At 72.6% G+C, this 12,968-nt stretch carries 8 protein-coding genes; 2 read left to right on the forward strand and 6 right to left on the reverse strand.

Going from position 1 to position 12,968, the window contains the following annotated elements; genetic code table 11:
- A complete protein-coding gene (locus ACFY3D_RS10550) occupies positions 1-1,032 on the forward strand; it encodes a dipeptidase (RefSeq protein ID WP_389977449.1) in 1,032 nt (343 codons plus the stop codon).
- A gap of 193 nt (positions 1,033-1,225) precedes the next feature.
- Entirely contained in the window at positions 1,226-1,828 is a 603-nt protein-coding gene (locus ACFY3D_RS10555; RefSeq protein WP_350949553.1) for a TetR/AcrR family transcriptional regulator, read from the forward strand.
- Here ACFY3D_RS10555 and ACFY3D_RS10560 read toward each other — a convergent pair.
- The 6 genes from ACFY3D_RS10560 to ACFY3D_RS10585 form a co-directional block, all read right to left on the reverse strand.
- Positions 1,773-2,702 carry a DMT family transporter gene (locus ACFY3D_RS10560; protein WP_389977452.1) on the reverse strand — a complete coding sequence of 310 codons (930 nt, stop codon included), beginning with the start codon at positions 2,700-2,702 and terminating at the stop codon, positions 1,773-1,775. The two genes, ACFY3D_RS10555 and ACFY3D_RS10560, sit on opposite strands and share 56 nt — an antisense overlap.
- A gap of 206 nt (positions 2,703-2,908) precedes the next feature.
- Entirely contained in the window at positions 2,909-4,180 is a 1,272-nt protein-coding gene (locus tag ACFY3D_RS10565; RefSeq protein ID WP_389977454.1) for an MFS transporter, read from the reverse strand.
- 134 nt (positions 4,181-4,314) lie between these two features.
- Complete coding sequence (locus ACFY3D_RS10570; protein WP_389977457.1) at positions 4,315-7,515, reverse strand: amino acid adenylation domain-containing protein; 3,201 nt, start codon at positions 7,513-7,515, stop codon at positions 4,315-4,317.
- Positions 7,512-9,542 carry a non-ribosomal peptide synthetase gene (locus ACFY3D_RS10575; protein ID WP_389977460.1) on the reverse strand — a complete coding sequence of 677 codons (2,031 nt, stop codon included), beginning with the start codon at positions 9,540-9,542 and terminating at the stop codon, positions 7,512-7,514. The genes ACFY3D_RS10570 and ACFY3D_RS10575 overlap by 4 nt, the downstream gene beginning before the upstream one ends.
- Positions 9,536-10,975: a condensation domain-containing protein gene (locus tag ACFY3D_RS10580; protein ID WP_389977463.1), complete on the reverse strand. Its 1,440-nt coding sequence runs from the start codon at positions 10,973-10,975 to the stop codon at positions 9,536-9,538. Before ACFY3D_RS10580 ends, ACFY3D_RS10575 begins: the two co-directional genes overlap by 7 nt.
- Entirely contained in the window at positions 10,962-12,482 is a 1,521-nt protein-coding gene (locus tag ACFY3D_RS10585) for a condensation domain-containing protein (protein ID WP_389977466.1), read from the reverse strand. The genes ACFY3D_RS10580 and ACFY3D_RS10585 overlap by 14 nt, the downstream gene beginning before the upstream one ends.
- Between the last annotated feature and the right edge of the window lie 486 nt (positions 12,483-12,968).

Below are 12,968 nucleotides of genomic sequence, written 5' to 3' on the forward strand. Positions count from 1 at the left end.
GTGTCCGCCGACCTCCACCGCGACTCCGTGGTCGCCGATACCCACAACGATCTGTTGATGGCGGTCGTCGCTCGTCCGCCTCGCCGCTGGGCGTCGTTCTTCCGGGAGCGTTGGCTGCCGCAGTTGCGGGAGGGAGGGGTGAACCTCCAGGTGCTGCCGGTGTTCGTCGACGAGCAGTACCGTCCCGAGGGGGCGTTGCGCCAGACGTTGCGCATGATCGAGTGTGCGCACGTGCTGGCCGAGGGCAACGCCGAGTCCGTCCGGCTGTGCCTGGACGGTGCGCAGATCGACCAGGCCCTCGCCGAGGGCAAGATCGCTCTGGTCCTGGCGATGGAGAGCATGCCGGGTCTGGACGCCTCGGTCGAGCTGTTGCCCACCGTGCACCGGCTGGGTGTGCGGATCGCCTCGATCGCGCACTGGGGTCGCACCGCGCTGGCCGACGGCAGCGGCGAGGACGCCACCGGCGGCAGGCTCACCGGCGCCGGGATCCAGGCGCTGCGGGAGATGGAACGCCTCGGGGTGATCTTCGACATCTCGCACCTGAGCGCCTCGGGGGTGGAGCATGTGCTGGAGCTGGCGAGCAGGCCGGTGATGGCCACCCACTCCTCGGCCCGCGCGCTGCGCGAGCATCACCGCAACCTCACCGACGAGCAGATCCGGGCCGTCGCCGCGACCGGCGGGGTGGTGTGCGTGAACTTCGTGGCCGCCTTCTTGTCCGAGGATCCGGCCGAGTACACCGTGGATCGGCTGGTGGACCACCTCGCGCACGTCGCGGGTGTCGGTGGTATCGACCACGTCGGCCTGGGACCTGACTTCGTGCGTGAGGTGCTGCAGGATGTGACTCCCCCGTGCTGTGAGATGGACTACGACGTCGATCCCTTCGCGGCCCTGCCGGGGCTGTCGGGGCCGAGCGGGCTGCCCCTGGTCACCGACGCCCTGCTCAAGCACGGCTTCGCCGACGAGGAGATCACGAAGATCATCGGCGGCAACGTACACCGCCTGTTCCGCGCCGAACTGGGCAGGCCCGCCTGAGCGAGCCCGGCCGGTGCCCGGACGACGTGGCGCGGCGGGATCCCCCTCCGAGTTTCGGTTCCTCACCGTCCGTGGCGTTCCTACCCACGGGTAGGTGACAGCGCGTGGGGTGCCCGATTCGTCCTGTGCATACCTCTGTAGCCCGACCGCACCCCGGCCCGGACGGCGCTCCCTGACGCGCTAGTGTTCCCTTGTGGCAAGGGGATTTGGGCGATTACGTCGCGAAGATCTGCTCCGGACCGCCTGCGATGTGATCGCGGCCCGGGGCTTCGGTCACACGCGCACCGCCGACATCGCCCAGGCGGCCGGCGTCAGCCAGGCGCTGCTCTTCTACCATTTCGAGACCAAGGAGAAGCTCTTCGCCCAGGCCTTCTCCTACGCCGCCCAGCTCGACCTGGACGCGCTCACCAAGGTGGAGGAGTCCGGCGGCTCTCCCCTCGACCGGCTGCGGGCTCTGCTCAGGTTCTATCCGCCCAGCGGGAAATCCAAGTCGTGGGCCCTGTGGATCGACGCCTGGGCCGAGTCGATACGCAACACCGAGCTTGAGGAGACGTCCCGCAGGATCGACATGCGCTGGAAGGAGGCGCTCCGCGCGATCATCGACGACGGCGTCGCGGCGGAGGTCTTCACCTGTGCGGACCCCGAGGGCACGACCTGGCGGGTCATGTCTCTCATCGACGGCCTCTCCACGCAGGTGACGGTGCACCGGCGGGTGCTCTCGCGGGCGCGGATGACCGAGTTCATCCGGACGGCCACGGCGGCGGAACTGGGCCTCTCCCCCGCCGAGCTGAGTTGAACAGTCCCCCGGGCGACACGACCAGGAGCATGGCGAGGACGATCAGCCCGCCGCCGAGGTAGACGCCCACGGTGAGCGGTTCCCCGTGCAGTGCCACGGCGAGGGCGGTCACCCAGAGCGGCTGGGTCGACAGGATCACCGCGGCGGACACCGGCGAGACGTGGACCTGGCCCCAGGAGCGGGCCAGGAAACCCAGGGCGCAGGCCACGATCGACAGGTGGCCGAGGATCACCCAGTCGCCCGGCGTCGAGGGCAGGGTGAGACCGTCCGGCGTGGCGAGGGCGCCCGTCATGGCGGCGATGGTGCCGAGCTGGATGACCGTGACCGCGTAGGCGTTCTGCCGCGCCTCGGCGGAGTTGCCGAGCAGCAGCGTGTGGACCGCGTACAGGACCGCCGCCAACAGAGTGGCGACCAGCGCGGGCAGGGCGATGTCCCCCTCCGCCTCCCTCATCAGGGCGAACGCGGTCATCGCGGCCGTGGCCAGCGCCACCGAGGCCCAGACGCGGGCCGACGTCCTGGCTCCGAGCAGGAACAGTCCGAGAACAGGGGTGATCACCACGTACGAGCCGACCGTGAACCCCGAGACCGACGAGGGCAGATCGTGCAGTGAGACCGCCTGGGCCGTCTGGGCCACGCCGAACAGCAGGCCGAGCAGGATGCCGGTGAGCCAGGTGTTCTCCGAGAGCCCTCGCAGGCTTCTCGGGCGCAGCGCGAGCAGCACGAGGGTGGCGATGCCGTACCGCTCGGCGAGAAGGTCCGCCACCGGCACGCGGACGATGAGATCCTTCATCAGCGGGAAAGCCGACCCCCATGCGGCGCTGACGAAGATCAGAAGCACGATTCCCAGAACGGGCCGGGGGGTTACCACTGCCATACCCGAAGGGTCGCATCACCCTCGGCGACCGAATGGTCACCGAAAGGGTCGGGGGTGACACGGATACAACGCTGAGTGAAAGACGCAACACCGGCACGAGGGGCCTCATACCTCCACTTGTCTTTCCGCCGGGGCCGACGGGAGCCGACGGGGGCACAGCGCTCAGTGGGTGCCCTTCCGACAGGGGGCCGACGGGGGCCCGGCGCTCAGCGGACCGAGCGGATCTTCCAGACGAGGACGGCGCCGAGGAGGACGAGGGCCGCCGAGGTCATGTAGAGGACGGGATAACCGCCGAGACCTGCCACGATCGGACCGGCGATGGCGGGGCCGAGCACCTGGGGGCCGGAGTTGGCGATGTTGATGACGCCGAGGTCCTTGGCACGTCCCTCGGCGGCGGGCAGGACCTGGGTGACGAGGGCGTTGTCGACCGAGAGGTAGATGCCGAAGCCGACCCCCATGATCGCGGCGCCGACCGTCGCGACCTGCCAGTGCGGCCAGAAGGCGAGCATCACCGCGGGGATGACGCTGATCAGGCCGGAGATCGTGACGAGCGCCCTGCGGCGGCCGAGCCTGTCGGAGACGACGCCCGCGACGACGGTGGTGAGCACGACGGCCACGGTGTAGATCAGGATCAGCACGAGCAGACCGTCCTCGGCCTTCTCACCGGGGAAGAGCCTCTCGTAGCCGACCGCGTCGGCGAGGAAGTACAGCAGGTAGAGCGTGGCGACGGCGTTGCCCAGCTGCATCAGGAAGCGGGTCAGCCAGGCCCAGAAGAAGTCGGGGTGGGTGCGAGGGCTGATCCAGAACCCCTTCAGGAAGGCTCCGAGGTCGAAGGGCGGCCTGTCCGTCAGGCGGGGGTCGGGGGTGGTGAGGACGAAGGGGAGCACGCAGAGCGGGATCAGCGCCGCTATCAAGAAATATCCGGATTCGGTGGTGGTGGCGACCATGGTGACCAGGACCACGGCGAACACCACCCCGAGCGACTGGGGAATCCCGATCCAGCCGGAGACCTCACCTCGCTGACCGACCGGTACGTGGTCGGGCACCCCGGCGCCGAGCGCGGCCTGCATCGCGTTGAGCCCGGCCTGCGCGAGACACCAGCCGGCCGTCACACCGAGGATCGAGCCCTGGCCCGCCAGCAGGACCAGCGCCCCCGCACCGGCCAGCGCCCCGCCCAGCGACCACGGATGCCTGCGCCCGAAACGCCCCGCCGTACGGTCCGACAGCGCTCCGGCGACGGGGTTGAACAGCATCGCGACGGCGGCCCCCACCCCGGTCACCAGTGCCAGCGACCCTTCCTTGCCCGCCGGGTCGATCGCCGCCACCTGCGAGGGCAGCAGCACCTGGAGCGGCCCGAAGTAGGCCATCCAGAGCGCGAGGTTGGCGAGCGAGATGCCGGCCACCCACCAGGGCCCCACCCTGCGGGTCGGCTCGGCGAGCGCCGCCCGCGGGTCGGGGACAGGCTGGGCGACGCTCATGGAACCTCGCATCTCCGCGGCTCGGCATCTTCGTGGGCCTCGGCATCTCCACGACTCGGCATCTTCGTGGGCCTCGGCATCCTCGTGGCTCGACATCTTCACGGCTCGGTGCCCGCGCGGTCCAGTGTTTCCCTTCAGGAATGGTCGGTGCCCGCGAGCAACTCCAGCGCCTCCTCCTCGGTCAGGGCGTCCAGTTCCTCGATCAGCAGTTCCTCCAGCGCCTCGGCGAGGGAGGCGACGGTACTCTTGGCGAAGATCGTCCGGATCGGGACCTCGACCCCGGTGTCCCGCCTGATCCGCGCCCCCACCCGGGTCGCCAGCAGGGAGTGCCCGCCCAGCGCGAAGAAGTCGTCGAGGACGCCGACCGGCCCCGTGCCGAGCAGTTCCTCCCAGATCTCGGCGACCAGCCTCTCCGCGTCCGTACGCGGCGCGACGCGGCGCGTGGCGGGGGCGGCGGCCGGTTCGGGGAGCGCGGCGGCGTCGACCTTACCGCCCGAGGTGAGGGGAAGCGCGTCCAGCGTCACCCATGCCGTGGGAACGAACTGCCGCGGGAGCGACCGCTCCAGGTGCTCCCTGAGGGCGGCCGGGCCCGCGGTGCCCGTGACGTACGCGACGAGTTCCTCCCCCCTGCCGGTGACGAAGGCCTGCCGCACCCCGGGGTGGGCGAGCAGGTGACTCTCCACCTCGCCCGGCTCGATCCGGAACCCCCTGATCTTCAGCTGGGCGTCCAGCCGCCCGAGGAACTCCAGCCGCCCGTCGGAGCGCCAGCGCGCCCGGTCGCCGCTTCGGTAGCGGCGCGCTCCCGGGGCGCCGTACGGGTCGGGGACGAAGGCGGCGGCGGTGAGCGCCGGCCTGCCGAGGTAGCCCCGGGCCACTCCGGCTCCGCCGATGACCAGTTCCCCGGTCGCGCCGGGCGGAAGGGGGTCTCCCCTGCCGTCGAGCACGTGGACGACGGTCGCGCCGATCGGGCGGCCGATCGGAGGGCGTCCCGCGACGTCCCCCGCCCCCAGGTCGGCGGCGGTGGCGATCACCGTCGCCTCGGTCGGGCCGTAGGTGTTGACCAGCCGGACACGGTCGCCGAGCAGACCCCGCCAGCGCTCCACCGCCGCCGCCGAGACCTGCTCGCCACCGAGGATCACCAGGCGGAGCGAGGACGGCCACGCGGTCTCCCTCGGGTCCTCGGTCAGCGAGTGCCAGTAGGCGGTCGGCAGGTCGAGTACGGTGACCGCCGCTCCCTCGGGGGAGGCGAGCAGGGCGGGCAGCGACACCGCGCCTTCCGGCAGGAGCACCAGCGTGGCTCCCGCCGCCAGCGTGGGGAAGACCTCCTCGACGTGGGCGTCGAAGCCGAGCGAGGCGAACTGGACCACCCGGTCGGCCGGGGTGAGGCCGTAGTCCTCGCGCATCCAGCGCACCCGCGCGGCCACCGCGCCGTGCTCCACCAGCACCCCCTTGGGTACGCCGGTGGATCCGGAGGTGGTGATGACGTACGCGGCGTCCCGCGGCGCGGGGAGGCCGACGGGGTCGCCGACCTCCCCGAGGCCTCCATGGCTCGGAGAGGTCGTGGGGGCGACGGCGACGCGGCCCGGTGGCGGTTCGCGCAGGGTGATCAGGTGGGTGGCCGAGCTGTCCGCCATCGAGAAGGCCAGCCGCTCGTCGGGGACCTCCGGGTCGAACGGCAGGTAGGCGGCCCCGGCCCACCAGACGGCGAGCAGCGCGGTGATCGCGTCGATCGAGCGGGGCAGGCAGACCCCGACGACGTCCCCCCGCCGCACGCCGCCCTCGCGCAGGACCTCGGCGAGCGCGCCCGCGCGGGCGAGCAGCTCGCCGTAGGTGACGCTCTGTTTCCCGCAGACCACGGCGACGGCGTCCGGCGTCCGCCGCGCGGCCTCCAGGATCATCCCGGGAACCAGGCCGGCCTCCGAGGCGGAACCCGAGACGGTCGAGACGGGACCCGAGACAGGGTCCGAGACGGTCGAGACGGGACCCGAGACGGGGTCCGAGACGGAACCGGTGTTCGCCGCACGGTCGATGTCCGGGACCGGCCCGGCGGACAGAGCGCGGATCTCGGCGTGGTCGGCGTCGGTCCAGATCGGCAGGGCGGAGAGCGGGGTGCCGGGAGCGGCCGCGACGGATTCGAGGAGGAGGGCGAACCTCGCGGCCAGCCGGCCGACCTCTCCGGTCTCGAACAGGCCCGTGTCGTGGCAGAAGGACAGGTCGAGCCCGTCCTCACCGGACCACGCCTCGACGAGGAGGTCCACCTTGGCCTGGTGGAATCCGGCGTCGAGGTCGGCCACCTTCAGGTCGCCGAACGTCCTGCGCGGGTTGGCGTCCTGGGTGTGCAGGATGAGCATGGAGGGCAGCAGCGACTCGGCGGGATGGCTGAGCTGCTCGAAGGGGACCGCGGGGTTGCCCAGCGCGCCGAAGACCTCGCCGCGGGTACGGCCGATCAGTCCGGTGAACGGCGGGTCGCCCGACAGGTCACCGCGGAGGATCACCGTCTGGGAGACGTAGCCGACCATCGGCTCCAGCTCGACGCGGTCGCGGCCGGCGACGACGGTGCCGACCAGGAGGTCGCTCTGCCCGATGTGCCGCAGCAGCATCGTCTGGTAGGCGGCGACGAGCACCGTGAACAGGGTGGTGCGGTGCTCGGCGGCGAGCCGCTCCAGCCTCCGCGCGGTGGCGGGGGGCAGCAGGATGCGCTGGACCTCCCCCTGCCCGCTCGCCTTCCCCGGGCGGCGGAACGGCAGCTCGGCCGGTGGCGGTTCCGCGAGTTTCTCCCGCCAGTACGGCACGGCCCGCTCGGCCCTGCGCCGGTGCCATCGCGCGTAGTCGCCCGCCTGGACGGGCAGCGGGCGCAGCCGGGGCTCCTCCCCCGACAGGCGGGCGGCGTAGCAGTCGGCCAGGTCGTCGAGGATGACGTTGAGTGACCAGCCGTCCGCGATGATGTGGTGCATGGTGAGGCAGAGCACGTGCTCGTCCTCGGCGACCCGGATCACCGCGACGCGCAGCGGCGGTGCTGCCTCCAGGTCGAACGGCGTGTTGGCCCGCTCGGTGACCAGGCGTTCCGCCTCCTCGCGGCCGCCGGAGTCCAGCCATTCGATCCGGGGTGCCGACGCCTCCTCCACCACGGCCCAGGGCACGCCCTCCTCCTCGGCGAACCTGGTGCGCAGGCTCTCGTGGCGGGCCAGCAGGTCGGTGAGCGCCCGGGTCAGCGCGGCCGGGACGAGGGTGCCGCCGAGCAGGCGGACGAGATACACGTTGTAGGAGGCGTTGCCCGGGTCGAGGCGCTGCAGGAGCCAGAGCCGCTCCTGCGCCGGGGACAGGGGCGCCCTCATGCGCCCGGCGCCAGTTCGTCGAAGATCGCCGCGAGTTCCTCGGCGTCGAGGCCGTCGAGCCGCTCGCGCAGCGCGGCGACCTCGGCGAGGTCCAGGTCGTCGTCCAGACGGTCCAGCCGCCTGGCGAGCCCCGCGACGGTCGGGTCCTCGAAGAGGGCCGGGAGCGGCACGGCGGCGCCGAAGCGCGCCTGGACCCTCGCGACGATCTGGGCGGCCATCAGCGAGTGGCCGCCCAGCTCGAAGAAGTCGTCGTCGACCCCGATCGGCTCGTCGATTCCCAGCACCTCCGCCCAGATGGCGGCGAGCTCGTCCTCCGCCGCCGTCGACGGCGGCCGGTAGGGGACCGTCCTCACCGGCGCGCCGACGGGTACCGGCAGGGCCGCGCGGTCGAGTTTGCCGTTGGGGGTGAGCGGCAGGGCGTCGAGCGTGACGAGCTGCGCCGGAACCATGTAGTCGGGCAGGCTCGACCTGAGCCTTTCGCGCAGCGCCTCCCACAGCCCCGCCGTCGCCGACCCCGCCGCGGGGACCACGTACGCCACCAGAGCGGGCAGGCCGTCGGGTCCCTCGCAGGCGCCGACGGCGGCCTGGCGAACCTGGTCGGCCGAGCGCAGGACGGTCTCGATCTCGTCCAGCTCGATGCGGAACCCGCGGATCTTGACCTGTCTGTCGGCGCGGCCCAGGTATTCGAGGCGGCCGTCCGGGGCGCGCCTGACGAGGTCGCCGGTCGCGTACATGCGCGCTCCTGGACGGCTCGTGAAGGGGTCGGGCAGGAAGCGGGTGGCGGTCAGCGCGGGCATGCCCCGGTAGCCGCGGGCCACCCCGTCCCCGCCGATGTGCAGTTCCCCCGCCGCACCGTCCGCGACCGGAAGGCCGCCGTCGTCGAGGACGTACAGGGACGTCTCGGAGATCGGCTCTCCCAGGCCGATCCCCGTGGGGGAGGGCGCGACGGTCCCGGCGGTGGACCACACGGTCGTCTCGGTCGGCCCGTACACGTTCCACAGGCTCGTCCCCGGGGCGAGGAGCGCGTCGGCGAGGTCGCGCGGCAGCGCCTCTCCCCCGCAGAGCCGGGTGCGGATCGTCTCCGGTACGCCGCCCGCCTCCAGCAGGATGCGCCAGGTCGCCGGGGTGGCCTGCAGGACCGTGATCCCCTCCGCGACCGCCAGCGCCCGCAGCGCCGCGCCGTCGGCGGCCTCCCGCGCCGAGGCCACGACGATCCGCGCCCCGCACGCCAGGGGCAGCAGCAGTTCCAGCACGGAGATGTCGAACGACAGGGTGGTCACGGCGAGCCAGCGGTCTTCCGGGGTGAGTCCCAGCCTGCCGGAGAACGCCCCGAGGAGGTTCTCCACCGCGCGGCGCGGCACCTCCACGCCCTTGGGCCGCCCGGTGGAGCCCGAGGTGTAGATCACGTACGCCAGACCGCTTCCCGGCCTTCCTGGAATGTCGCGGCGGCGGGCCCGGGCGGTGTCGTCTCCGAGGGCGGTCGGGAGCGGCTGCGAGTCGCTCCCGCCCGGCCCGGGGAGTGCGGCACCGTCGGGAACGAGCGCGGGGAGCGGTGGGACCGTGCCATCGAGGGCGCGCCGGGACGCCGAGGAGACAGCATCGTCGGGAGTGAACCGGGACGGCGGGGAAACGGCACCGTCGGGGGCACCGTCGGGGGTGAGGAGAAGCGTCCTGGGGACGTCCGCGAGCAGGCGCCGGTCCACCCCGGACTGGGTCAGCACCAGCTCGATCCCGGCGTCCTCGCGCATGAGCCGCAGCCTCTCCTCGGGGAAGGCGGGATCGAGCGGGACGTACGCGCCGCCGGCGGCCCAGACCGCCAGGACCGCGACGACCATCCCCGTGGTGCGTTCCATGCACAGTCCGACCGGAACCTCGGGGCCCACCCCCTGCCCGCGGAGTGTCGCGGCGAGGTCGTCGACCCGCCGGTACAGCTCCCGGTAGGTCAGCGTGCCTCCGGGTCCGCTCACCGCCACCGCGTCGGGCGTCGTCTCCAGCGGTTCACGCGCCGGTTCCAGGGTCGTCACCACGGTTGTACACCTCTCAGGTCGGACAGCCGGAGGTCCGGGTCGGCTCCGGCGCGCTCCACCACGTCGGTGAAGATCCGGATGAGGCGCCGAGCGGTTCCGGCGGAGAACAGGTCGCTGCTGTAGTCGAGGACGCCGCCGAGCCCTTCGGGGCCCCGCCAGGTGTCCACGGACACCTCGGCCTTGGTGCGCCCCGCCGCGGGGGCGGGATAGACCTCGACCGACAAATCACCCATCGTGCTCCGCAGCAGGTCCCCCTTGGGCAGATTGTGCAGGTTGAACATGGCCTGGAAGAGCGGCGGCCTGCTCAGGTCGCGGGGCAGGCGCAGCGCGCCGAGGATCCGTTCGAACGGTGTGCCGGCGTGCCGCAGTCCCCCGAAGAGCGCGGTGCGGGTGCGTTTGAGCAGCTCGCGGAAGGTGGGATCGCCGGACAGGTCGGCGCGGAGCACGAGCGTGGTGGCGAAGTAGCCGATCAGCGGCTCGATCTCCGGCCGGTCCCTTCCCGCGACCGGCACCCCGACGCACAGGTCCTCTCGCCCGGAGGCCAGCCCGAGGGTCGCCTGGTAGGCGGCGAGCAGCGCCATGAAGAGCGTGCAGCGCATCCCCCTGGCGACGTTCTCCAGCCGGGCGATCGCCTCTTCGGGAACGAGCAGGCTCTCCTGACCTCCGCGTCCGCTCCAGCGGGCCGGGCGGGGGTGGTCGGCGGGAAGGTCGAGGGCGGGCGCCCCGGCGAGCGTCCTCGTCCAGTGGCCGAGGCTTGAGGCGTCCTCGTCCGACTCGGCGCGGCGCCTCTCCTCCTCGGCGACCTGCGGGTACTGCGCCGGGAGCTCCGGCAGCCCTGGCGGCCTGCCCTCGCGGTGCGCGGCGTAGCACTCGGCCACCTCCCGCATCAGGACGTCGAGCGACCAGCCGTCGACGACGATGTGGTGCAGGACGATGCAGAGCAGGAAGTCCTGCTCGCCCAGTCGCAGCAGCGCCACGCGCAGCGGCGGGCCGTGTTCGAGGTCGAAGGGCCTGTTGATGAGATCCACCACGACCGGAGCCGGATCGCCGGTGACGTCCACCCGCTCCACCGGTACCGGCCGGGCCGGTACGACGACCTGGACGGGACGGTCACCGGCCAGCCGGAACCGGGTGCGCAGCACGTGGTGCCGCTCGGCCACCCGGGTGAAGGCGGCGGCGATCGCCTCCGCGTCGACGGGACCGCGCAGGCGCACGCACCAGGGGGTGTGGTAGGTGGTGTCGCCGGGGTCGAACCTGCCGAGGAACCACAGACGCTCCTGCCCGAACGACAGCGGCCACTGCCCGCCGCCTTCCCCGTCCCGTTCCCGCATCCTGCTCAGCAGCGCGGCGCGCTGCGCCTCGGGGAGGCGCGCCAGTCGTTCGAGCAGCGCGGCGCGGCCGTCGGGCCCCGCCCGGTGGTCAGACGTGACCACCGGCCACCTCCCGCACACCCTGCGCGCCGAGATCCTGGGCGACCCGCGCCCCGCCGCCGCCCGGTGAACCGGCGGAGGAACCGTTCCGGCCGTGGACGGAGGGTCGCTCGACCGGGACGATGCCGCACAGTCCGGCGACCTCGCCGAGCGGGACGTCCCCGGCCACCGAGGCGACCAGCAGACTCTCCACCCCGCGCAGCAGCGCGTAGGCCGTGGGACGCGGCAGGTAGGCGGTGTCGGCCGTCAGGTACAGCTCGCAGGTGTTGGTGGCGGTGCCGGTGGCGAACAGGGCCGTGGCGTCCACCTCGGGCCAGGATCCGACGTGGAAGGTCCTGGTCCGCTCGGTGAGCGCGGCGATCGCGGCGGGGTCGCCCGGTGGCTCCACCGCGGGCAGGTGGGGCCAGTGGCCGACGGTCCGCGTGTCGTTGAAGTAGGCCGACAGGTCGACGGGTCCGCCGCGCTCGCGGCCGACCTCCTCGCGCAGCGCCATCATCCGGTACGGGTGGTACTGCGCGTTCCGGTAGGCGGTCAGCGCCTGCCGGTGCCCGGCACGGGCGGCGTCGGCGAACGTGCCCCCCGGCAGGTCCAGGACGAAGATCCCGTCCTGCACGGCGCTGCCCGCCATCGCCGCGACCCGGGGATCGTGCCGGTTGGCCACGACGAGCTGCATGACCACCTCGTCGTGGCCGGTGAGCGTGCCCAGCAGCACGGCGCTCGCCGTGGTCAGCACGCTGGCCGTGCTGATCGACCAGCGCGCCGCCAGCACCTCGGCCGCCGCCGCGGTGGCGGCCGACTCCATGCCGACCTTGACGAACCTCGGTTCCTCCGGCGTCGTACGGGGGAAGTCGAACATGCTCAGCGGCGCCCTCTCCAGGACCGCGCGCCAGTGACGCAACGTCCGCTCACCTCGGGCGGCGCCAGGACCTTCGCGCTCGAAGGCGGCCTGGTCCATCGGCTGCCAGGCGGGCGCGGGCGGCTCGCCACCGGCGAGCAGGTCCCGCCAGTCGCGCGCCAGCACGTCCAGTGCCCCGCCGTCCACGGCCAGGTGGGACAGGGTGAGGGCCATCGCCCTCGGACGGCCGTCGACGGTCACGACGGCGCATCGGAACGGCAGCTCGCTCGCGTAGTCGAACGCGGTGGCCGCCAGCCTGGCGGAGATCTCCCGCGCCGCGGTGGTCGGTTTGGCGCCTTCCGCGTCGTACACCTCGACGGTGAAGCGGCCCTCGCGTGCCACGCGCTGGACCAGCCCGCCGGGCGTCTCCTCGTAGGTCGTCCTCAGCGTCTCGTGCCGCTCGACGAGCAGGCGCAGCGCCCGCAGGACGGTGTCGAGGTCGCGTCTGCCGTAGACGGGCAGCACCCAGGGCATGTTGAAGTAGGGGTCGTCGTCGTCCAGCCACCGGGTGAGCCGCCAGATGGCGAGCTGGCCCCAGCTGAACGGCGCCTCACCGCCCCGTACACCGGTGAACTCCACGGACGTCGCGCTCAGCCGCGCGAGACCGGCCGTCATCGGGTCCGGCCGTTCTCTTCGCCGACGCCCTCGTGGGACGCCCTGTTCCATCCTTTTACCAGCGACATCGACATTTCAGGCGCCTTCCGTCCGGCCTGTCGCGGCGGCCTCGAACGACCCCCGCGGCTCCCTGTGATGACTTCTCCCCCGCCGTTTCGCCGGCGGGGTGCCGACGACGGGTATGCGCTCGGGTGTCTCGCGCCCGGCCGGGGCGTTCCATCGGAAAGGCCCTGATTCGACACCGGCGCGGGCGGATACCGCCTTCTTGTCCGGCGAGAGGCCGGTGCGCGTCACGACGCCTCCGTACTGTCGGGAGGGGAACCCGGGCGCGTTCCCTTACGGCGGAAAATGGCATCTCCCGAATGGGGGATCCCATGACGACCGACCGGATCGGCCCGGCCCCGAGGGGACGCGCGGATCCGATGGCGTTGAGGACTTGCGCGGCACGGAATACGGCTCCGACACCGAGATGCGCGAACGCCCGGC

The sequence above is a fragment of the Streptosporangium sp. NPDC000509 genome, assembly GCF_042898365.1.
GTDB lineage: Bacteria > Actinomycetota > Actinomycetes > Streptosporangiales > Streptosporangiaceae > Streptosporangium.